The organism is Corallococcus sp. CA047B (genome assembly GCF_003612065.1).
GTDB lineage: Bacteria > Myxococcota > Myxococcia > Myxococcales > Myxococcaceae > Corallococcus > Corallococcus praedator.
Window position 1 is genome coordinate 1 of record NZ_RAWD01000029.1, and the last position, 18,034, is coordinate 18,034.

General features: G+C 69.1%; 29 protein-coding genes. 7 read left to right on the plus strand and 22 right to left on the minus strand.

What is annotated here, in order from left to right; translation table 11 throughout:
* From D7X74_RS07520 to D7X74_RS42950, 20 genes are all read right to left on the minus strand, one after another.
* On the minus strand, window positions 1-602 hold a 602-nt coding region (locus D7X74_RS07520), incomplete at its 3' end, for a hypothetical protein (RefSeq protein ID WP_370450725.1).
* A 24-nt stretch (window positions 603-626) separates the two neighbouring features.
* Window positions 627-833 (minus strand): hypothetical protein, encoded by a 207-nt coding sequence (locus tag D7X74_RS07525; RefSeq protein WP_120532241.1) that lies wholly within the window; start codon window positions 831-833, stop codon window positions 627-629.
* 14 nt (window positions 834-847) lie between these two features.
* The gene (locus tag D7X74_RS07530; protein ID WP_120532242.1) at window positions 848-1,237 is read right to left on the minus strand and encodes a phage tail protein; all 390 of its coding nucleotides are present in this window, start codon (window positions 1,235-1,237) and stop codon (window positions 848-850) included.
* A 47-nt stretch (window positions 1,238-1,284) separates the two neighbouring features.
* Entirely contained in the window at window positions 1,285-1,740 is a 456-nt protein-coding gene (locus tag D7X74_RS07535) for a phage tail tube protein (RefSeq protein ID WP_233602009.1), read from the minus strand.
* Between the two features lie 14 nt (window positions 1,741-1,754).
* The gene (locus D7X74_RS07540) at window positions 1,755-2,189 is read right to left on the minus strand and encodes a hypothetical protein (protein ID WP_233602010.1); all 435 of its coding nucleotides are present in this window, start codon (window positions 2,187-2,189) and stop codon (window positions 1,755-1,757) included.
* 41 nt (window positions 2,190-2,230) lie between these two features.
* Window positions 2,231-2,635 carry a minor capsid protein gene (locus D7X74_RS07545; protein WP_120532245.1) on the minus strand — a complete coding sequence of 135 codons (405 nt, stop codon included), beginning with the start codon at window positions 2,633-2,635 and terminating at the stop codon, window positions 2,231-2,233.
* Entirely contained in the window at window positions 2,635-2,955 is a 321-nt protein-coding gene (locus D7X74_RS07550; RefSeq protein ID WP_120532246.1) for a hypothetical protein, read from the minus strand. The genes D7X74_RS07545 and D7X74_RS07550 overlap by 1 nt, the downstream gene beginning before the upstream one ends.
* Window positions 2,955-3,608, minus strand: coding sequence for a hypothetical protein (locus D7X74_RS07555; protein WP_120532247.1), 654 nt, complete (start codon window positions 3,606-3,608; stop codon window positions 2,955-2,957). The genes D7X74_RS07550 and D7X74_RS07555 overlap by 1 nt, the downstream gene beginning before the upstream one ends.
* A 73-nt stretch (window positions 3,609-3,681) precedes the next feature.
* On the minus strand, window positions 3,682-4,116 hold the full coding sequence (locus D7X74_RS07560) for a hypothetical protein (RefSeq protein ID WP_120532248.1): 435 nt from the start codon (window positions 4,114-4,116) through the stop codon (window positions 3,682-3,684).
* Between the two features lie 35 nt (window positions 4,117-4,151).
* The gene (locus D7X74_RS07565) at window positions 4,152-5,351 is read right to left on the minus strand and encodes a phage major capsid protein (RefSeq protein ID WP_120532249.1); all 1,200 of its coding nucleotides are present in this window, start codon (window positions 5,349-5,351) and stop codon (window positions 4,152-4,154) included.
* Between the two features lie 51 nt (window positions 5,352-5,402).
* Complete coding sequence (locus D7X74_RS07570; RefSeq protein WP_120532250.1) at window positions 5,403-6,425, minus strand: primosomal replication protein N; 1,023 nt, start codon at window positions 6,423-6,425, stop codon at window positions 5,403-5,405.
* 27 nt (window positions 6,426-6,452) lie between these two features.
* Window positions 6,453-7,808, minus strand: a complete 1,356-nt coding sequence (locus D7X74_RS07575) for a phage portal protein (RefSeq protein WP_120532251.1) — start codon at window positions 7,806-7,808, stop codon at window positions 6,453-6,455.
* Window positions 7,809-7,831: 23 nt separating this feature from the next.
* Entirely contained in the window at window positions 7,832-8,248 is a 417-nt protein-coding gene (locus tag D7X74_RS07580; RefSeq protein WP_120532252.1) for a hypothetical protein, read from the minus strand.
* A 62-nt stretch (window positions 8,249-8,310) separates the two neighbouring features.
* Window positions 8,311-9,837: a terminase large subunit domain-containing protein gene (locus D7X74_RS07585; protein WP_120532253.1), complete on the minus strand. Its 1,527-nt coding sequence runs from the start codon at window positions 9,835-9,837 to the stop codon at window positions 8,311-8,313.
* Window positions 9,827-10,429: a hypothetical protein gene (locus D7X74_RS07590; RefSeq protein WP_120532254.1), complete on the minus strand. Its 603-nt coding sequence runs from the start codon at window positions 10,427-10,429 to the stop codon at window positions 9,827-9,829. Before D7X74_RS07590 ends, D7X74_RS07585 begins: the two co-directional genes overlap by 11 nt.
* Window positions 10,430-10,555: 126 nt before the next feature.
* Window positions 10,556-11,179, minus strand: a complete 624-nt coding sequence (locus tag D7X74_RS07595) for a restriction endonuclease (RefSeq protein WP_120532255.1) — start codon at window positions 11,177-11,179, stop codon at window positions 10,556-10,558.
* Between the two features lie 94 nt (window positions 11,180-11,273).
* Window positions 11,274-11,909, minus strand: coding sequence for a hypothetical protein (locus tag D7X74_RS42610; protein ID WP_147446494.1), 636 nt, complete (start codon window positions 11,907-11,909; stop codon window positions 11,274-11,276).
* Between the two features lie 335 nt (window positions 11,910-12,244).
* On the minus strand, window positions 12,245-12,463 hold the full coding sequence (locus tag D7X74_RS07600; protein WP_120532256.1) for a hypothetical protein: 219 nt from the start codon (window positions 12,461-12,463) through the stop codon (window positions 12,245-12,247).
* On the minus strand, window positions 12,460-12,735 hold the full coding sequence (locus D7X74_RS07605) for a hypothetical protein (RefSeq protein WP_120532257.1): 276 nt from the start codon (window positions 12,733-12,735) through the stop codon (window positions 12,460-12,462). The genes D7X74_RS07600 and D7X74_RS07605 overlap by 4 nt, the downstream gene beginning before the upstream one ends.
* Window positions 12,732-12,935 (minus strand): hypothetical protein, encoded by a 204-nt coding sequence (locus D7X74_RS42950; protein WP_120532258.1) that lies wholly within the window; start codon window positions 12,933-12,935, stop codon window positions 12,732-12,734. Before D7X74_RS42950 ends, D7X74_RS07605 begins: the two co-directional genes overlap by 4 nt.
* Window positions 12,936-13,113: 178 nt before the next feature.
* On the opposite strand from D7X74_RS42950, the gene D7X74_RS07615 reads away from it, so the two are divergent.
* Window positions 13,114-13,410, plus strand: a complete 297-nt coding sequence (locus tag D7X74_RS07615; protein WP_147446495.1) for a hypothetical protein — start codon at window positions 13,114-13,116, stop codon at window positions 13,408-13,410.
* A 26-nt stretch (window positions 13,411-13,436) separates the two neighbouring features.
* The gene (locus tag D7X74_RS07620) at window positions 13,437-14,006 is read left to right on the plus strand and encodes a sce7726 family protein (RefSeq protein ID WP_147446496.1); all 570 of its coding nucleotides are present in this window, start codon (window positions 13,437-13,439) and stop codon (window positions 14,004-14,006) included.
* 61 nt (window positions 14,007-14,067) lie between these two features.
* Here the strand turns inward: D7X74_RS07620 and D7X74_RS07625 are convergent, their stop codons facing one another.
* On the minus strand, window positions 14,068-14,373 hold the full coding sequence (locus D7X74_RS07625; RefSeq protein ID WP_120532260.1) for a hypothetical protein: 306 nt from the start codon (window positions 14,371-14,373) through the stop codon (window positions 14,068-14,070).
* A 334-nt stretch (window positions 14,374-14,707) separates the two neighbouring features.
* Between D7X74_RS07625 and D7X74_RS07630 the strand changes: the two genes are divergently transcribed.
* Together D7X74_RS07630 and D7X74_RS07635 are read left to right on the plus strand one after the other, a co-directional pair.
* Window positions 14,708-15,289 (plus strand): hypothetical protein, encoded by a 582-nt coding sequence (locus tag D7X74_RS07630; RefSeq protein WP_147446497.1) that lies wholly within the window; start codon window positions 14,708-14,710, stop codon window positions 15,287-15,289.
* A 107-nt stretch (window positions 15,290-15,396) separates the two neighbouring features.
* Complete coding sequence (locus tag D7X74_RS07635; protein WP_120532262.1) at window positions 15,397-15,849, plus strand: C40 family peptidase; 453 nt, start codon at window positions 15,397-15,399, stop codon at window positions 15,847-15,849.
* A 75-nt stretch (window positions 15,850-15,924) separates the two neighbouring features.
* On the opposite strand, the gene D7X74_RS07640 is transcribed toward D7X74_RS07635, so the two are convergent.
* Window positions 15,925-16,131, minus strand: coding sequence for a hypothetical protein (locus D7X74_RS07640; protein WP_147446498.1), 207 nt, complete (start codon window positions 16,129-16,131; stop codon window positions 15,925-15,927).
* 107 nt (window positions 16,132-16,238) lie between these two features.
* Between D7X74_RS07640 and D7X74_RS07645 the strand changes: the two genes are divergently transcribed.
* From D7X74_RS07645 to D7X74_RS07655, 3 genes are read left to right on the plus strand one after another with little or no spacing between them, the layout of a single operon-like run.
* The gene (locus tag D7X74_RS07645) at window positions 16,239-17,036 is read left to right on the plus strand and encodes a hypothetical protein (protein ID WP_120532264.1); all 798 of its coding nucleotides are present in this window, start codon (window positions 16,239-16,241) and stop codon (window positions 17,034-17,036) included.
* Window positions 17,037-17,084: 48 nt separating this feature from the next.
* Window positions 17,085-17,714, plus strand: coding sequence for a hypothetical protein (locus D7X74_RS07650; protein WP_120532265.1), 630 nt, complete (start codon window positions 17,085-17,087; stop codon window positions 17,712-17,714).
* Window positions 17,715-17,755: 41 nt separating this feature from the next.
* Window positions 17,756-17,929, plus strand: a complete 174-nt coding sequence (locus D7X74_RS07655; protein WP_233602012.1) for a hypothetical protein — start codon at window positions 17,756-17,758, stop codon at window positions 17,927-17,929.
* The last annotated feature ends 105 nt before the right edge of the window (window positions 17,930-18,034 follow it).

Sequence of the window (18,034 nt, forward strand, 5' to 3'; positions counted from 1 at the left end):
AGCCCGCCCAGGCCCGACTTCATGCCCGCCAGGGACTTCCCGATGTCCACCTTCGACAGCGCCTGGATGGACTGGAAGGCTTTGCCCGCGCCCTCGCCCAGGTAGGTGAAAGCCGGCAGCACTTTCTTGCTCGTCTCCAGCACGAGCGCCATGCCCTTGGTCATCCCCTCCATCGCGCCCGCCAGCTTCCCGACGGCGCCCACGCCCAGGCCCACGCCGGCCACCCACGCGGCGATGCTCGCGCCCGCGCGCTTCGTGGCCGGTGAGAGGGATTGGAGCTTGGCCACCACCTGCTCGATGACGTTCGCCACCTTCTTCACGAGGGGCGCGAAGAGGTCCCCCAGCTCGGCGGCGAGCGTGATGAGCAGGTCCTTGATGCGCTCGGTCTGCTCCTTCATCGCCGCGTTGGACTCGGCGGACGCCGCCACCGCCGCAGCGATGCCGGCGGCCACCACGGCGCCGATGTTGCCGATGGGCTCCGCCGCCTCCTTCACCTGCTTGGCGGCCCGCTCGACGCTCTTCACCAACTTGCCCAGGCTGACGAGCGCTTCGCCGATGCTCGCGGTGACGGCGACGTAGAGGTCGCCCACTTTCAAAGCCATGACAGGACTCCGGAGGCAGGCCGCCTACCGCTTCGGCGTGGGAGCGAAGCGGTAGACGGTGGTGGTGGTGCTCCCCGAGGCAGGGCCCCGGGCGGGAGGCGCGGCGCCGGGTGTCGGGAGGCGCGTCTTCATCTCCTCGTTCTCCTGCTCGCAGTAGGCCAGCAGGTACACGGCGTCATCCCAAAGCCAGCCGCGCACTTCCTCGGGCGGCCGGCCCATCATCTTCGCCACCCCGTAGATGACGTTCAGCTCGGGGTGGCTTCGGAGTTTCCCCGCGCCTCCTGCACCGTCGGGCCACCGAAGGCCGCGAGGACGTCGGCCTGGTGCTCGTCGAGCCAGGGCTCGTTCTTCACCGCGTCCGCATCCTCGCGCACGTCGAAGACGCGGCGAGCACCGCCGGGGTAGTAGAGGCAGGCGCAGGCCGCACGCCCCAGGAAGCGCAGGCCACCGTCAATGCCCATGGGCTCGCGTTGCTCGTTGATGTCGCCTGCCTTCTGACTCAACGCCACGACGTCCGCCTTGTCACCCGTCGTCGGGTGGCAGAGGTCGTACTCGGCGCCGTCGATGGTGATGCGCTTGTGGAACTTCCGGGGCATGCCGAGGGGCTTGCGAAACACAGGGGCGGCGTTGCTCATGTCTGACTTCTCCAGAGGTGGACGGCTGCGAGGTGAAGAAGGGGCGGCTACAGCGCGACGGGCGCGCCCTGGCCGGTGAGGCTGACGGTGAGCTTGTCCACGTCGGAGGACGGGCCTCCGGAGTCGAAGGTCATGACGCGCACCGCGTAGCGCTTGCCTCGCTGGCCCACCGTTGCCTCCGCGTCGCGGATGACGTGCAGGTAGCCGAGCTTCCGGAGCTGCCCCTCCAACGCGTTCTGCGCCGCGTTGTCACGGATGCGGTGCCCACTGAGGCTGATGGTCAACCCGGTGAGGGTGGCGGCGTTCTTCTTGTACCCGTCGCTGCCGTAGTAGTTCGTGTCCACGCTGTCGGCCGCCTCGGAGACGGAGCACTCCGTGATGCCGTCCAGCTCGGTGGCGACGGGCTCGGGGTCGACCTCCGCCTCTTCGAGGGTGACGAGCGGGGTGGTGGGCAGGAGGGTGAAGTGGACCTTCTGCGCGTAGAGGACTTCCGGGTCAGCCATGGCCATGCCTTTCGCTACTTCGAGGGGAACATCTTCTTCAGCGCCTGCTCGAGGGCCTGCTTCACACCCTTGCGGCCCACGGCGCGCGAGCGGCGGAAGGCCTTCTTCAGGAAGTGAGGGGGCGGGTTGATGATCTCTTCGCCCCAGTGGAAGCCCTCGTGGATGGCCCCGGCCGCGTGGTGCGCGTAGCCGGCCACCCAGACTGTGGAGAGGCGCTTGTCCAGGTGGTGCTCGGGCCCGTCGATGAAGCCCGTGTCCGCGAGCGGGCGCGTCCGCTGCTTCTCGTTCCCGTGCTTGTCGTACTCAACGTCCCGGTCCCCGCGCGGCACGTCGAATTGCGACAAGTCCAACGCGTGGCGGACGGTGGCGCGCAGGGGCTTGTCCAACTCGCGCAGCACCTCAGGTGCGCGCTGGCGCAGCTTCAGGAGGGGGCGGAGGTCGAGCTTCACGCGGACAGGCATACGCACCCAGAAGGGGCGCCCGCCGCGCGTCAGCCGGCGTAGGCCAGGGTGACGGTGAAGGCGAAGCGGTGCTTGTCGTTGCCGTCCGGGCCCATGTACGCGGGAGCGCCCTGGGCTCGGCAGGAGCTGTAGCCGGGGACGGCCGCCAGGTGCAGCGCGCTCCAGCACCGGCGGGCCAGGGCCTGGGCGTCCGCGTACGTGCGGCCGCGCGCGATGACTTGCACGTCCGGCTGGAGGTAGCTGCGGCCCGTACCCATGTAGTCCTCGGGCGCGTCGCCGCTCACCTCGCGCACCGCCACCATCAGCGGTGGGGCAGCCACCGGCCAGGGGCCCATGTAGAGGCTGGGCGGCGTTGCCGTCTGGGAGACACCCAGGGCCGCGTCCTCCAGCACCTGGGCCACGTGCAGCTCCACATCCTTCAGCGCGGCGCCCATCAGACGTACACCTCGTAGTGGTCCAACTGCCCGCGGATGTCGAAGCAGGGGGTGACGCGCAGCGGCCGGCGCTGGGTGTTGAGGTCGCCCGGGGTGTCGCCGGGCAGCCACAGGGCGTCCCCGGGCTCCACCTTCGCGAGGGTGAAGAAGACGGCTTCGGACGTGGCGTCGGTGCCGTCCGAGGCGACGAGGCGCTTCGTGCTGCCCTCGAAGCGGCAGGCGTGCACGGTGGGCTCGGCGAAGTCCTCCTCGCCCCGTGAGTTGGTGGACAGGAGCTTCGCCAGGCTGAAGCGCTGCTTCATGCGGTGGCCCAGCAGCATCACGACACCCCACGGCGCGGACGGCGGTACCGGGCCACCAGGCGCCGCGCGCGGGCGGGCACCGTGGGCAGCTGCCCATCCTCGTCCGTGGCGCGCGTCAGGGAGGTGCCGCCGATGGACTCGGACACGGCCTCCTCGCCCCCGTCCCCGTGCACGAGCGCGGCCACCACCATCTGCGCCGCCAACTGGAGGTCCGCCGGCAGGTCCACCACCAGCGTCCCGTCCAGGGCCGCCTGCCCGGGCGTCACCCAGCCGGCGTCGTAGGTGACGACGAGCTCTCCCGTGTCCTCCACGTGCAGTGGGGTGGGGGAGACGCCCCGGGAGTAGGTGCCGGTGAAGGGCCACGCCTCCCCGCGCGACAGCACGCGCCCCATGAGGGCGGACTCCAGCGCGTACGCGGTGGTGGGCAACTGCACGCCGCGCACGTCCACGCGTTGCACCTGGCGCACGCCCCCGGCGCGCAGCCAGAAGTAGCGCCCGCCCTGGCAGGCGACGGACTCCACCACGCCCGTGCGGCGGTGCAGCGGGTAGCCCACGTGCCCCGCGAGGGCGAGAGAGGCGGCGCTGATGATGAGGGGCAGCCGTGCCGGCTCCGCCGCGTCGCGGACGTTCGCGGGCAGCTGCGCGGCGGTGAGCAAGTCTTCCTGGGCCATGCCCAAAAAGAAGGGCCGGGATGGCGAACTGCCATCCCGGCCCCGCGGGCACGTTGGGGGAGTCCGTGCCGCGCTAAACGGGCAGACGCTGGCCACCGCCCAGCACCAGCGAGACGCCCGTGACGAGCGTCGGCGAGGTGCCACCGGTGAAGGCCGTCACCTCCTTCACGCGCAGGAAGGCATGGTCCGCTTTCAGCAACTGGAGGTTGAAGTCCAGCTCCACGGCCTTCCCCCCTGCGGTAGATGCCACCTGGAGCGCGTTGCCATCCAGGTCCACCACGGCCGTCCAGCCGGTGGTGCCGTCCACGCTCGACTCCAGCGAGTAGGTGACGGTCTGCGTGGTGGGCGTGCCGGTGGCGGCGCCGATGTTGGCCACCAGCACGCCAGACTGGAAGCTGGACACGTCGATGGCGCTGCCGTTGCGCGTTCCAGCAGCCTGGGAAGCGGGCGGCAGGCCCTGGTTGGCGCACGAGACGTAGGCGCCGACATGCACGTTCTGGGGAATCATGGGTTGCTCGTTCTCTTTCTGCGGCGCGAAGCCGCTCAGTACCCGACGCCCGTCTTCTCGGCGAACGCCTTGCGGTAGCGCAGCAGGAAGTCCACCTCGGTGATGCCGCGCATGGTCACCATGTCCGCGGAGAAGTCGGTCCCGTTCTCCCCCATGGCCGTCTCCAGGGGCATCGCCTCGCCCAGGATGAGCTGGTTGGCGAGGCCGAAGCCCAACACCTCGTCATCCGCGAGCGTCTCCGAGTAGTGGTAGGGGAACCCGTTCAGCGTGGGGTTCTCGCCGGAGCGCAGGTCCGGGAAGAGCCATCCCGCGCTGTCGCGGGTCTGCCGGAGCGCCAGGAAGGTATCCGTCGAGGAGTAGTAGAAGCCCTTGTTGGCCTTCAGGCCGCCGGGGATCTGGGCCTTGGCCACCGAGCCCATGACTCCATCGGTGTCGGCGACCTTGTTCGTAGCGGTCGTCCCCGCCGACGCGGTCCGCGCGGCTTGGTCCATCTGGTGGCGGATGCCGTTGGGCCGCTTCGGGCCCTTGCCCTTGAAGCCGGTGATGTCGATCTCCAGGCCGATGGCAGCGGCCATGTCCGCGCCGATGATCGCTGCGGCGTCGATGGCACTCAGGCGCAGCAGGTCGTTGGAGATCCGCGCGAGAGCCATGAGCTTGTGCGCGGTCAACACGAGCGCGCCGTCCTTCACGGTCGACGGGGTTCCGGGCTCGCCTTCGGCGACCCAGTACACCTTCACCCCCTCGTCGATGGTGCCCATCGTGAGGCGGGCGCCATAACCGGAGATGGTCCGGATGCCGGCCCCGAGGAGGATGGAGTTCGGCCGCGCGAGCTCCACGATTTCCGAGGTGACCGTCTCACGCGTGAAGGCGCCACCCGACTCGAAGATGCCGGCGAACTGCCCGGCGGCCTTCACCCGGGTGAGGAAGGCGTCGAGCTTCTGGAACGCCTCGTCGTTGCCGCGCCCGAAGTGCTTCGCCTGCTTCAGGTAGGCGAGCTTCATCTTCAGGCCCAGCGCGGCGTTCAGGTGCGCCTGCCGGGAGTCCTTCGTCAGGTCCAGCTGCAGGTCACGCACGTTGGTGACAACGGGCCCCTGGGGGTTGTTGGGGCGCGCCGCGAGCGCGGCCTCGACGCCCTTGATGACGGCGGCGTCCACGGCGGCCTGGAAGTGGGCGGGGATGGGCGGCAGGGCGGCCGGCGTGGGAGGAGCAGACTTCGGATTCGGGGTCGTGCGCATGGGTTGGAACTCCGGGCTGCGGCAGAGGTTGAAGGGAGAGAAGGGCCGGCCCTACGCGGCGCGCGGGCAGAGCGCGGCGTACGCACGCAGGTCGCGGACGGTGAGCGCCTTGGCCTGCGCGACGGAGAAGCCGAACGCCTCGCGCACGAGGCGCCGCATCGCCTTCGCTTCCTCCTCGGGGAGCGGCGCGTCCTCCGCCTCTTCTTCGGATTCCGACGCATCGTCGGTTGACTCGGCGTCTTCTTCCTCGGCCCGGGCGAGCCAGGCCTTCGCCTCCTCGACGTCCGTGGGCAGGCCGTCTCGCAGCCCTTCCGCCAGGGCGACGAGGTCCTCGTCATCGGACTCGGTAGCGAGGAAGGCATCCGCCAGCGCCTTGCCGGCTTCGGCGTGGGCCACCAGCGCCGCCGCGAACGCCTTGGGCGTCATCTCCTCCGTAGCGGCTTCCTCCTTGGCCTCGTCATCCGCGTTCTTCTCCTCCGTGGGCGCAGGCGCTGCCTCCTCCTCTTCGTCCGACTCCGTGGCGGTCAGCTCGTCGAGGGCCTTCGCCAGGATCGTCTGGGTCATCGCAACCGCGTTGAGCGCCGCCACCAGCGCCGCATCGCCGCCGCTCTGCTGCCCAGCCATGGAGCGCACGCGGAGGGCATCCTCGTTCGCTCCCACGTTGACGACGGACCCCTCAACGAGGTGCACGAGGGGGTAGTCGAGCCCGCCCTCCGCATTCGGCACGGGGTCGTATCCATTCACGGGGATGAAGCCGATGGAACAGGCGTTGAGCGTGCCCGCCTTCACCTTGGCTGCGACAATCTTGGAGCGCTCGTCGAGTTCGTCGAAGAGGGCCTCCATCAGCCACACGCCGCCCTCCTGAAAGCAGCGTGCGGTGCCGAGAGCAGGCTCCCAGGAAGCGTGGCTCCACAGGAGGGGCACCACCAGTTCCGGCCCGTCCGCTTTGATCGCCAAGACACGGTCCCGGTGCCGGTCCAGCTTCGTGGAGGTGATCTGGAACACCGGAGCCTGCGTCCCGGTGGTGGGGGCGGAGCCGTCGAGCAGCTTCCTGCGAATGGAGAGGGTGCGCATGCCCAGGAAGAAGGGCCGGCCCTGTCGCTACACGCGGCCCTCTTCGCCCCTGCGATCCCTGGGCGGGTTGGGCGTGGCGTTCGCCGCGGCGGACTCCACGTTGTTGCCGCCGCCAGCGCCGGGGAGAGGACGAGCGCGGACGCCCTCCAGCTCCGGGTCCGGCTCGAGGCCGGCCATCCGCCGCACCTCGTTCCAGAAGAAGCCCTCGGTGATGGGCGTCGTCATGAGGCGGAAGACGCGCTCCCACTCCTGGGGGCGCGGGTCCTCGTAGTCGAGGATGACGTCCCGGTCGATGAGGGGCACCAGGGCCTGCTGGAGCCAGGACCAGAGGAACTCCAGGCGCGGGGCCACGGCGTACTCCGCGAGGTGGTACTTCGCGGCCTCGGAGGTGCTGCGGTTGCTGCTGGTGAGGTCGCCCACCGTCTCCGGGGGGACGTTGTACGTCTGCCGCACGTAGGAGCGGTATCCTTTCGCCAGCTCCTCCGCCTGCAGCTCGCGGTAGTTCACCGCCACCTGGGCGATGCTCACGCCGGCGGGCGCGAACCAGAGCTTCCCCGCGTTGTCGGGCCCGCGGTGGGCCTCGTTGAAGCGCTTCTCCAGGTCCTCGGCGGCCTCCTCCTGGTCGACGTCGTCCTTCTTGGAGTCCATTCCGACGATGGCCTGCGGGACGCCCCCGCGCTCGAAGACGGCCTTCGCGCTCCGGTCGATGGCCTCCATCGTGTCGAGCTGGTCGCCCACGGCGAGCCCGCGGCCGGCGCCGCGCCCGTGAGGGTTCTCCGGGTCGAGGTGCCGGAACCAGAGGACGTGCGCCGCAGGCACCGAGCCGTGGAACTGGTTGTAGGTGAGGGTGAAGTAGGGGCTCCCCGGGTACGGCGTCTGGTGGACGCAGTGGGGCGGCACCACCTCCCAGCCCACAGGCCTTCCATCCGCCCCCAGCCGGAGCCAGAGGAACGTCTCGCCCACCAGGTCGAGGTGTAGCTGCATCAGCTTCCGCAACTCGCGCGCCGGGAAGTCGCCGTGGGGCCGCTCCAGCAGACGGAGAATCTCGTGGTCGGGCAGCTCCACCAGCTCACCGGTGGCGGTCGCGTCGTCCAGGGCCTTGCGCCGCTCCTTGCGGTCGAGGCTCTTCCAGCGCGGGTCCGTCAGCCCTCGGGAGTAGGTGCCGCCGACGCGCTTGTAGGCCTTCCACCGGGGGGTGGCCACGGCGTCCGCGACGGTGTCCACGACGGCCCGTAGCCACCCGTTCTCCCGGTAGGCCGCGAGCACCTCCCGGCTGCCCCGGCGCGGCGAGAAGGAGAAGAGGGGCAGGCCGGTGGCGAGGGGGCCCCGGCGCGTGGGCAGGAAGCCCAGGGCCTTGAGGGCGCGGCGGAAGAGGGAGGCCATGTCCCCTCAGAAGGGTCGGGGCGCTACTCCTCATCGTCCTTCTTCAGCTCCTCGGTCGTGACGGGCACGCCAATCAGGTCCACGTAGGGCTTGGCGCCTCTCTCGGCCTCCGGGTGCTGCGACGCGTACTGGGGGTCGAGCACGATGACGCCTCCGTGCTCGCGAACATAAGTCCCGGTTCGGAAGTCATTCCGTCCGAGCCACTGATAAGCGCGTAGGCGCCCGTTCTCCTCGACGAGGACGGTCTCGACCGTCGCTCCGTGGTCAGTGGGCGACGCTTGCCAAAATTCCCAGTACCTCTGGCCCACCTTCGCTTTGGCAATGGCCTCCGCAGTTCGCGGGTAGAGCCTGGGCGGCAACTTGCCTTCCGGTACTTGGTGGTAGTCGCGCCCGGCGCGCTTGCGATGGTCGTCAATGGTCGTCTTCAGCGTGGATGTCATGGTGTCCCCCGCGCCGCGCTACTGCGGCGCTCGGCAACGGTAGGGACGCCGCAGCGTCAGGGCTACTCGTCGTCGTCGTCGCCATCTTCGCCGGTGGGCGTGGGGGCGGCCACGCCGCGCTCCGCCGCGCCTGCGTTCTTCTTCTTCTTGCAGACGTACTTGTAGATGGGCCAGGCGAAGGCGTCCGCGCGGTCGTCGCGCCCGTGGCCGCCCTCCTGGCCGGTGAACTTGCCGAGCTGCTCCTCGAGCTTCTTGTGCTTGCCCACCATGTGGACGAGCCCGGCTTCCGCCATCGCCGAGACGGGCGCCGCGCGCTCCGCCTTCGACTGCATGGCGCGCTCCGTCTTCACCTTCACCTTGGCGACCTGGCGGATGGTGCTCTTCACCATGCTGCCGCCGGTGTTCGTCTCGGCGAAGATCCACGCCTTGGGCCGGCCGCGCCCGTCCTTCTTCGCGAGCGGCTCCCACGCCCGGAGGCACTCGACGGCCTTCTTCGCCCAGGCGCTGGGCTCCGGCGATTGGAGGGAGGCGTCCTGGAGGACGTAGACGTGGTCCAACCCGTCCGCCTCCTCGCGCACGCCCACCACGACGATGCCGTGCAGGTCCGCCGACTTCTTCTCCCCGGTGGCGGGGTCGACGGACACGACGATGAAGTCGAACTCCGCCGGCCGGGGCTTCGCCTTCGTGCCGACGCGCGTCGCGTTCCAGTTCACCCGGCGGTACAGCGCCGGGTCCATGGAGAAGGAGAGCTCGCCGCGGAACTCGCGCTTGCCCTCCGTCGTGTTCATCACCCGGCGCACGTAGCGCAGGTAGGCCGGGTCCAGGTTCTCCTTGTTCTCCAGCGTGCTGCTGCGCGCGAGCACGAGGCCCTCGCGGTCGCTCAGCATCTCCCGGAAGAGGGGCGTCGGCGCTGGCGTCGTGGTGATGACCATGCGCGCGCACAGGCCGAGCCTCCGCATGCGCGAGCTGAGCAGCCGGTTGACGGCCCGGCACTCCTTGTAGACGGCGATGGCATCGCCCTTCCACGCCACCGGCTCGTCTGCCCAGATGAAGGTGTACTGGTGCCCGCGGAACTTGTCCGCGTTCTTCGCCGGCAGCCACGTGGCCTGCGCGCCGTTGGGCCACACCAGTCGCCGCTTCGACTTCTCCAGGCGCGGGTAGAACCAGGGCGGGGAGAGGGCGAGGATGCCGCTCGTCCCCTCAATCTGGTTCTTCACGATTTCGGAGTAGGTGGGCCCGACAATGAGGATGCGGGCTTCCGGGTCCGTGCGCGCCTCGTCGATGACAGCGGCGCTGCCGGCGAACGTCTTGCCGGTACCGCGCCCGCCCATGAAGAAGAACGTGCGGTAGTCGCTCGGCGGGCGCTGGACAGGGCGGAGCGAGTACTCCGACTCGTAGAAGAGGACGACCAGCTCCTGCGCGGTGAGCGCGAGCGCGTCCACGATGCTGGTGGGCTTCCCTGCGCGGCGGCGCGCTTCGAGCGCCAGTCGCTGGACCTTGGAGTAGCGCCCGTGCGTCTCCGATGTGATGACGGTGATGCCTTCGAGGAGCCGCTCGCCCTCCTCGAGGACAGCGGCGCTAGCGACCATCGCCCTCGTCCTCGTCGCCCTCGTCAGCCTCCAGAGGCGGCTCCGCCAGGGCCTTCGCCTCCTGGTCGTGCTCCTCCAGGAAACGCGTCAGCTTCTCGTCCAGCTTCGAGCGCGCCTCGTCCGGGGTGATGAACTCGAAGAGCGGCCCGTGCCCGTTACCCGCCGGTGCCGCTGCCTCGCGCGGGACGGTGAAGTCCTTCGGCGCCGCGACGGCCAGGCGCCAGCGGATGACCTTGTCGTTGATGTCCTTGTCGGTGATGGCGTCCGTCGAGGCCTCCACCAGGGTCATCTGGTACGAGGCCTCCGCCTTCTCCACCTCCTGGACGAACTCGGTGTAGCGGCTGCGCTTCCCGGCCTCGATGGCCTCACGCCCGCGCCGGAGCCAGTTCTGCAGCCGGCCCTCGGTGGTGCCGGCGAGCCCCGCCGCGATGCGCTTCGTGGCGCCCTTGCGGAGGCTGGCCACCAGCTCCGTCTGGATGGCGTACGTCAGGGTGCTGGCGGGCCCCGCCCACTTCCCCTTTCGTCCCGGGCGCGCCTCCCCGGCCGGCTTGCCGGGAGGATTCTTCGGGTCGTAGCCGCGCGGAAGAGACACACCCTCCAGAAGGGCCGGCTTCTCGGAGCAGGCGATGGTGTGCGCTGCCCCTGAGCCCTCTACTGGACGGCCGAGGGATTCATTCATCGCGCAGCTCGGCAGGGCTGCTCAACCCATACTGCTAGCTCAGCGGCCAACGTCCCTTGTCGGCGCGGGCGTAGTGGCACGCAGCCACGCGAAGAGCCGGGCAGGGCCGTATTCAGTGAAGGTGAGGAAGTCGTCGGTTGCGAAACAAAGCTCGCAAGTGAGCCGCTGTCTCACTGGCTCTTGCTCAGGGCAAGGGTCGTCGGAGACCAAAAATCTTGTTCGCGCGGTCGACGAAGGGGGGCCATAGGCAATGTGGTAAGCCCGATAATCAATCTTATCGGTCAACTGAACGAGCGCAATCCCATGCTTCCGCGCATATTCAATCGCCCCTTTTTGAAAGCCAGACACAGAGAAAAGCATTGCCTTGTGGGCACCCAGTTCCTGTGTCTTCCGATGCAGCGACATTACGCGCTCACGCTCTACGCGTCGATTGTAATGCTTACACTCCACGATGACTTTAATCTTGGCTCCGCCAAACAGCTCGAACTCGGCGTAAACGTCAACCTCGTATTCTTCATCTGCGCTGGTTTTCAGTGTGCTCTTTCCTAGAATACGAACGTCCATCTTATGTCTTGCGGATTGAAGGACCCTATTGACTTGCCTTTCGTATTCCTCCCACGCGACGCTGATTCTCCTGCTGCGACTCGACTTCTTTGGTTTCATTTAGGGCTCGGCGTCTGCGGAACAGGGCAATCAGCGCATGAGTAGGCGCGACACTGCGTCCGAGGTATCGGTAAATTGATGCTCGGCACGACTGCTACCTGTTGAGTCCTGCCCGAACGTCGGAAACCGCATCGGCCCATCCTCCTGACTGATACAGTGCAATGAATGAGCAGACGTCGATATGCCAATCCTTGCTCTCATCGACTTGAAGCAGTTCTGCGCCGCCGAATAGTTCTGAAGGGATGAGCAGGTGGCCCTGGTTGCTTCGATGCGAGAAGAACTCGGAGAGGCGGTTCCATACCGTTTTTGAGACGGGAAGGGAGGCTCCATTCCGACCCAGGTAAAGCACAACAGTGGAGAGGGAACGGAAGATCGCCTCAAGTACATTCTGCGGCACGATATTTACCTTGCAGGGATTATCAATTCCGCGCTTATCCAGAATGCATCGACATCCCTGAGCCTCGATCTTCGAGACATGCAAGGTACGCTCGTCGAAATGCCGGTTCAGGAACACTCGGTATCCTTCGACCGTGGCACGCTCAATTGCGGAGTCGACAAAGGGGCTACTAGCCACTTCGCGCTCATGCGTCTCACCCATCCGCCTTGCGCGCTCAGTGACGTAGCGCTCGAATGGCTCCCTGACCTGCGCATCGAGCGATAGGTAATGCAGCCGGGCAAAGGGCTCGTAGGTGATGGTGTAGAGGGATTGGTCCGTCGGTTGGTGGCTCATTCGATCCTCAGTGCGAACGGGCTAGTTTACTGCGTGCCGCTGAAGCATTGGGACGGGCTGCGAGTCGTTTAGGTTAAAAGGCGACATCGATTCTGCGGGGCATGCACGGTCCCAATGTTCGCAACCCAATGGTGCCCCTTGTCTGCGGCGGTCTCGTGCTTCGACTGCCGACGTGGCAGCAGCCCGTTGAGGAGCGGGACGAGGAGCTGGCTCACGCCAGGATGAGGACGGCGGACTCGGTGCTGACGGGGGGCATGCCCGGACAGAAGGGGCGGCCCCTCACCCAGGGGCGACTTCACAGATTTCGTAATTTCGTAATTCGTGGACCGGAGCGCTCACCCAGGAGCGCGAGGACCGCGCGGCTCGGCGGGCTCCCACGGCTGCCACGCCCACCGGGACAGCTCACCCACCACGTGCGCGAGGAAGCGGCCCCAGCGTGCGCCGCGGGCGTCCTCGTGGAAGCCACGCGGGAGTGCCACGCCGGCCGGGCACTGCGGCACCGGGCACGGCAGGTCCATGGGAGCGCGGTCGCGGATGCAGGTGCAGGACGTCATGGGCCGTCCACCTCGTGCGGCATGGCCTGTCGGCGGCGCCGCGCCGCGTGCCAGGACAGGAGCGCCCGGGCCTGCTCCTCCAACGCGTCGGTGGTGGTGAGCATCGCTGCGGTGAGGACGCCCGCGCCCAGCGCGACGAAGGCGACGGCGAGGCGCCAGCCCAGTTCGGCCGGCACACCGGATGCCCACAGCAGGAGGCGCAGGGACACGACGGTCGCCGCCGTCACTGCATGGAACCACGCCAGCCAGAGGCCCACGACGAGCGTCTTCATCGCGTGGCCTCCGCGTCGCGTCCGTCCGCGTCCCATCCGTACCAGCCGAGGTGGAGGCGACCCACCGCCTCGTCAACCCGCGGCCGGGGGATGCTGCTGTCGTACAGGAGTCCATCGAGCCACGGAGCCACAGGCTCCAGGGCGCCTACCTCGCGCCCCTCGTGGTCCGTCACCGTCATGCGGCCCGGGTAGCTGGTCATCCCCCAGGGAAGGGGCGTTGGCTGCTTCGTAGTCGTGCGCGTGGCCAGCCGTCCTGGTACCTCTGCGTCTATGGCCGACCAATCCGACTTGCTTCACAGGGCGACGCCTTTCACGGATGGACTCCAGGTCCGGGGGTTCGCCGCTGCAACCGAGAAAGAGCGCGCGGAGCTTCGCGAGATGGTTCTGAAGCTGATGGCAGAAGCCCACCCGGTCACTCGCCTCCCGCTCATCGGCATCCACAAAGGCCGAGTCGCCACTCGGCAGGAGGCGCTGAAGGAGCACGTGGAGCTTGTGGTGGCACTTCAACTCCTGCGGGATCGCTCCGGCCTGGCAGCCAACTTGGAAGCGCTGAGCCACTTACAATCCCAAGAGTGGCCAGCGGCCGACTATCTCGATGAGAAACTACTGCTCGACGCCATGGTTGCGGCCTACCGCTCGCTTCAGCGTGGCACTGAGGCGCCAGCAAGCGACTAGCTGAAACCTCGCCCCTTCCGTAGGGGATGCACGACGCTGATGTCCGCCCGCCGCTGGTGCGCCTCGTCCAGGCCACGTACCCGGAGGCGCGGGTGCTGCCGGAGCTGGGGCTCGAGTACGGGCTGGTGCGCGTGGACTTGGCCGCGCTCAGCCCGACGCGGCTCCACGGGTACGAGGTGAAGGCGGACGCGGACACGCTGCGACGCCTGCCGGCCCAGGCCCACTGCTACAGCGCCGTCCTGGACAGGTGCACCCTCGTCGCGGGCGCACGCCACCTGGCACGCGGGCAGGACCTAGTGCCGAGCTGGTGGGGGCTGGTGCTCGCACGCAGTGGCGCGGACGGCGTCACGCTGGAGGACGTGCGGCCGGCGACGGACAACCCCAGCCCGAGCCCGGGCGCCACGCTGCAACTGCTCTGGCGAGCGGAGCTGCTGGCGCTGCTGGAGGAAGCGGGCGAGGCGCGAGGCCTGCGCTCCGCCGGGAAGGCATGGCTCGTGGCGCGGCTGCTGGAGGTCCTGCCCGGGGACGTGCTGCGGTCCCGTGTTCGGGAAGCGGTTTGCGTTCGTTCGGCGTGGCGGGCGGACGCGAACACGTAGGGCGCTGGCGCGCGGCATGGCAGGCCCGTGGACGCGCGCTCGCGGATGCAGGTGCAGGACGTTACGGCTGCTGCCTGCCGTCTTTCATGCGGCGCTGTCTCTCCAGCGCCAGCAGGGCGTATCCGGCGACGTCCTGCCAGGGTGACTCGCCCAGCGCATCCCGGTCCGTCGCGATCCGGAAGAGCTTGTCGAGGATGCGGACGACGGTGAGCGCATCGTTCAGCTTCGCGAGCGGGATGCCGTCCGGGTAGAGGACGCTCAACACCTGTCCGGCCTTGCCGAACGCGTCCCCGTAGGCCGCCTGCTTCGCATCCACCAAGGCACCCACCTCGGCGCCCAGCTTCTCGTGCTTGTACGTAGGGGTCATGCCCCGGGAGAAGGGACGGCGCTGGCACGCGGCGTGGCGGCAGCGAACGTGCCACCGGGCCCGCCGACAGCCCCCTGGGGTGGGAAACCGACAATGTAGGACAAATTCGGGATTGCTCGGCGCGCTGCAATCTTGCGCGACGGATTCCTCCGGAAATTCAGAGCGAGATCTGAAAGACGACCCCCCATTTTTCTGGGGCTGGGGCGTTCCTGGCGGCCCGTAGGCGCGTCTTCCCGGCCGGCACGGGTCCTTGGGTGTCCGGCGGCTGCGTGCGGTGGCGGGCCTGCGGCGGCCCTTCTGTCCGGGCATGCCCCCCGACCGCCGCACCAACACCATGCGCGAGGACATCGCCCGCCTCTCCGCCAACCAGGAGGCGGTGAACGAGCGCGCGACCTCGGCCGTGAAGGCGGCTCAGCAGATCGCGATGGACCTGCACCGCGTGATGGAGAACGTGCAGCTCGAGGTCCGCGGCGTCGGCGACCGGATGGCGACCGCCGAGCAGGTGCGGAGGCTGGAGGACCGCGTCACGGAAGTGGACCGCCGGGTCATGGAGCACGCCCCCGCGGTCGGCGTCGTGCCCGGCCTGGTCGCGAAGGTCGAGGCGCTGGAGAAGGCGGCGGCCCGAGCCGATGCGCTGGAGAAGACGGCGGCCCGGGTCGACGCCCTGGAGAAGAAGGCGCTGGTCCACGACAAGACGGCGGAGGACCTTCCGGTCGTCACCGAGCGCGTCGATGCCCAGGAGCACCGCCACTCCCGCATGGGAGGGGCACTGTGGGCGGTGGGCGTCGCTGTCGGGCTGCTCGGCCTGGCCGGTTTGCGCGACTGTAGTCGGTGGTTCGTCGAGCCGACCCCGCACACCCAGCGCCAAGCCGTGGAGCCTGATGACACCCGGCCCACGTCCCGGCGGCGGCAGTGAGCCTTGTTCCCTTCGCCGCGCACGTGCTCGTCGCGTGTGCCGTTCTGGTCCTGGCCGTGTGGCGCACCGGCGGACCCGGTTCCTTGCTGCGCCCCCGGAGTTGCACGATGGCAGCCGTCACACAGCGCGCGTTGTTCCTCCAGCTCGTCCTCAACCAGGTGGGTGCCCCGTACCGATGGGGGGCGAAGGGCAGCCTTCCGGACCCCCATGGCCCCCGCCTCTTCGACTGCTCCGGGCTGGTGACGTGGAGCCTGCACCAAGTGGGCGGGCCCGATTGGCGCACGACGCACAACACGGACCGGCTGTGGGACGCGTGCAAGCCGGTGGAGCGCGTGGAGGAGCTCCAGCCCGGGGACCTCGTGCTGTACGGCAAGGCCGGGGACCCGGACCACGTGATGGTGCACGTGGGCGCGGGCGTGGTGGTGGGCGCCTCCGGGGGCGGTAGCACGACGCGCACCCTGGAGGACGCCGCGCGCTCGGACGCCAAGGTCAAGGCGTTCGCCCGGGTCGCGTACCGGAGCGATGTGCTGGGCTTCCGTCGCCCGCCGTTTGTCTCCTGACATGGGCATGCCACCGCAGTGCCGACTGTGCGGCAAGCGCCTGGGCCAGTGTGACCATCCGCGCTGGCTGCTGCGTCACGGGCTGGCCCAGTCCTCCGGGGGCTGTCCGCGCGCGGCCGTTGTCGCCTCCCGGTCCGCCTCGCGCAGCGCATCGTCCACGAGGTGGGCGACGCGTTCCACGTTGGCCGGCAGCTTCCCGCCCGTCTCGCACGCCTCCGCGTGAAGGCTCGCCGCTGCGGCGGTGAGGTGCATCTTCACGACGGGCATCCGACTGTAGGGCATGGCTTCCCTCCGCGCGGGAAGGTGCGCATGGGCACGCGGCGCGGCAACGACAACGGACGGCACTTCCTCCAGGTGCAGCTCACCCGCCGCATCTGGAGGAATTCCCGATGAAGACATCCGAGTCCCGAGAGCAGGCCCTGGAGGCGTTCCGCGCCGCCGTCCGTGAGGACATGGCCAGGACGTGCTGCCGCAAGGCGCGCGTTGCCATCACGCTCCGGCACCACATTCACCCGGACGGCTACGAGCTCGCCTTCGACTTCATGCGGATCTGCGCGAAGGAGACGGGCGGCACCCTGGACGCGCGCGGCGTGTGGCTGGACGGGGCCAAGGGCGAGCTGTGGCTGCCGCGGGCGCTGAGCTACGCGCGAGGGTCGGCCCTTCCTCTTGGGGCAGCTCACCCGCCGCACCAGGAGACACCCATGGCCGATGCGCCGAAGTACACGCCGCCCCAGCACCTGCTCACCAACGCCGAACTCGACATGCAGGCCGCATCCGGCGGGGAGGTCGATGCGGCGGCCGCGCTGTTCCTGGCCTACGGGCACACGACGGAAGGGAAGTCGGCGGCCACTGGCGCGGCGCTCCCGCCCTACGTGGAGTGCAACGTCCTGGTCCAGGCTGGGTGGCTCGCGGTCGCCAGGGCGGCGCGCAAGATGTTCGCGCCCGCTCCCCAGCCGAAGGGCGCCTCGGTGGCGCCCCCGGGCCAGAAGCCGTCCGTCGGCCGCTCCGTCCACTACCAGCGCGACGCGGTGACGTGCGCGGCTGACATCACCGAGGTGAATCCGGACGGCACGGTGGAACTGCTGGTGAAGCCCCCCCGCTTCCTGCCCTTCACGGCGTCCAACGTGCCCCAGGCGGACACCGAGGCGCCCGTCGCCGGCCACTGGAACTGGATGCCGCGCGCCTGAGCCGCCCCTTCTTCGTGGTGCTGTCCAACCCCCATCAGGAGCAACACCATGAAGAAGCGCATCATCCTCGGCGCCACGCTGGCGGCCGCCCTCGCCGCGCCGGTGGCCCTGGCCCAGGCGTCCACCAGCGCCAGCGCGGAGCCGAGCATCCAGTCCGTGCTGGTGGCGGCGGGCGTCGCCGTCGTCCCCGTCGTGGCCACCGCGCTGGCGGGCCTCATCGCCGCCGCCCTCCTCGCGCTCACGAAGAAGCTGAACGCCCAGGCGGGCGACTCGAAGCTGGCCCAGGTGGGGGCCCGCGCCTCCATGGTGACGGAGGCCATCGTCCGTGAGCTGGAAGTGACGATGCGTCCGAAGCTGGAGGATGCCGTCGCCGATGGCATCCTCACGGCGGCCGAGCTGGCGAAGCTCAAGGCCGAGGCCCTGGCCCAGCTCAAGGAGAGCCTGGGCGAGCATGGGATGAAGGAGCTGCAGGAGGTGCTGTCGCTCACCGCCGGCAGCATCGGCACCTTCCTGGGCGGGCTCATCGAGGCGGCCGTGGACCGGATGAAGGCCAGCAAGACGGCGCCCGTCGTCGGCTTCACGGAGGAGTTCATCTCCGCCGCGCAGTCGCTGGGTGCCATCGGCAGCACGGCGGGGCTGGCCCCGGCCACGGCGGTCCCTTCGACGCCCCGCGGGTAGCGGTCGCCGCGGGGCTGTCGCGGGTGCTGAGCGACGTGCCGATGCGCACCGGGTACCTGGAGGCCTCCGCCGGCGCCTCCTCCCTCACGGGCGCCTACGCGCGCCTGGAGGGTGGGGCGAGGCTCCGGCAGGACCTGGGCCTCTTCGCCTTCGCGGAGGCCAACCAGCGCGAGCGGATGGCCGGCGCAGGCATCCGATACACATTCGGCTGGTGATACACAGAGGCTCGCTCAATGAGTTGGGTGGGCCTCTGTGGTTGTTGTTGTGGTGACTCGGGTTGAGTTCTGGGGCGAGCGCCTGTCCTGTGTTGTGCCGCAAAC

What these genes read in the sequence shown, in the direction of transcription:
- D7X74_RS07620 (WP_147446496.1), top strand. Translation starts at nt 13,437, where the DNA reads ATGCACGACGCTGATGTCCGCCCGCCGCTGGTGCGCCTCGTCCAGGCC.
- D7X74_RS07650 (WP_120532265.1), top strand. Translation starts at nt 17,085, where the DNA reads ATGAAGAAGCGCATCATCCTCGGCGCCACGCTGGCGGCCGCCCTCGCC.
- D7X74_RS07630 (WP_147446497.1), top strand. Translation starts at nt 14,708, where the DNA reads ATGCGCGAGGACATCGCCCGCCTCTCCGCCAACCAGGAGGCGGTGAAC.
- D7X74_RS07535 (WP_233602009.1), bottom strand. Translation starts at nt 1,740, where the DNA reads ATGGCTGACCCGGAAGTCCTCTACGCGCAGAAGGTCCACTTCACCCTC.
- D7X74_RS07550 (WP_120532246.1), bottom strand. Translation starts at nt 2,955, where the DNA reads ATGCTGCTGGGCCACCGCATGAAGCAGCGCTTCAGCCTGGCGAAGCTC.
- D7X74_RS07555 (WP_120532247.1), bottom strand. Translation starts at nt 3,608, where the DNA reads ATGGCCCAGGAAGACTTGCTCACCGCCGCGCAGCTGCCCGCGAACGTC.
- D7X74_RS07625 (WP_120532260.1), bottom strand. Translation starts at nt 14,373, where the DNA reads ATGACCCCTACGTACAAGCACGAGAAGCTGGGCGCCGAGGTGGGTGCC.
- D7X74_RS07655 (WP_233602012.1), top strand. Translation starts at nt 17,756, where the DNA reads ATGCGCACCGGGTACCTGGAGGCCTCCGCCGGCGCCTCCTCCCTCACG.
- D7X74_RS07600 (WP_120532256.1), bottom strand. Translation starts at nt 12,463, where the DNA reads ATGACGTCCTGCACCTGCATCCGCGACCGCGCTCCCATGGACCTGCCG.
- D7X74_RS07645 (WP_120532264.1), top strand. Translation starts at nt 16,239, where the DNA reads ATGAAGACATCCGAGTCCCGAGAGCAGGCCCTGGAGGCGTTCCGCGCC.
- D7X74_RS07595 (WP_120532255.1), bottom strand. Translation starts at nt 11,179, where the DNA reads ATGAAACCAAAGAAGTCGAGTCGCAGCAGGAGAATCAGCGTCGCGTGG.
- D7X74_RS07575 (WP_120532251.1), bottom strand. Translation starts at nt 7,808, where the DNA reads ATGGCCTCCCTCTTCCGCCGCGCCCTCAAGGCCCTGGGCTTCCTGCCC.
- D7X74_RS42950 (WP_120532258.1), bottom strand. Translation starts at nt 12,935, where the DNA reads ATGACCAGCTACCCGGGCCGCATGACGGTGACGGACCACGAGGGGCGC.
- D7X74_RS07605 (WP_120532257.1), bottom strand. Translation starts at nt 12,735, where the DNA reads ATGAAGACGCTCGTCGTGGGCCTCTGGCTGGCGTGGTTCCATGCAGTG.
- D7X74_RS07580 (WP_120532252.1), bottom strand. Translation starts at nt 8,248, where the DNA reads ATGACATCCACGCTGAAGACGACCATTGACGACCATCGCAAGCGCGCC.
- D7X74_RS07560 (WP_120532248.1), bottom strand. Translation starts at nt 4,116, where the DNA reads ATGATTCCCCAGAACGTGCATGTCGGCGCCTACGTCTCGTGCGCCAAC.
- D7X74_RS07530 (WP_120532242.1), bottom strand. Translation starts at nt 1,237, where the DNA reads ATGAGCAACGCCGCCCCTGTGTTTCGCAAGCCCCTCGGCATGCCCCGG.
- D7X74_RS07545 (WP_120532245.1), bottom strand. Translation starts at nt 2,635, where the DNA reads ATGGGCGCCGCGCTGAAGGATGTGGAGCTGCACGTGGCCCAGGTGCTG.
- D7X74_RS07565 (WP_120532249.1), bottom strand. Translation starts at nt 5,351, where the DNA reads ATGCGCACGACCCCGAATCCGAAGTCTGCTCCTCCCACGCCGGCCGCC.
- D7X74_RS07640 (WP_147446498.1), bottom strand. Translation starts at nt 16,131, where the DNA reads ATGCCCTACAGTCGGATGCCCGTCGTGAAGATGCACCTCACCGCCGCA.
- D7X74_RS42610 (WP_147446494.1), bottom strand. Translation starts at nt 11,909, where the DNA reads ATGAGCCACCAACCGACGGACCAATCCCTCTACACCATCACCTACGAG.
- D7X74_RS07585 (WP_120532253.1), bottom strand. Translation starts at nt 9,837, where the DNA reads ATGGTCGCTAGCGCCGCTGTCCTCGAGGAGGGCGAGCGGCTCCTCGAA.
- D7X74_RS07635 (WP_120532262.1), top strand. Translation starts at nt 15,397, where the DNA reads ATGGCAGCCGTCACACAGCGCGCGTTGTTCCTCCAGCTCGTCCTCAAC.
- D7X74_RS07570 (WP_120532250.1), bottom strand. Translation starts at nt 6,425, where the DNA reads ATGCGCACCCTCTCCATTCGCAGGAAGCTGCTCGACGGCTCCGCCCCC.
- D7X74_RS07615 (WP_147446495.1), top strand. Translation starts at nt 13,114, where the DNA reads ATGGTTCTGAAGCTGATGGCAGAAGCCCACCCGGTCACTCGCCTCCCG.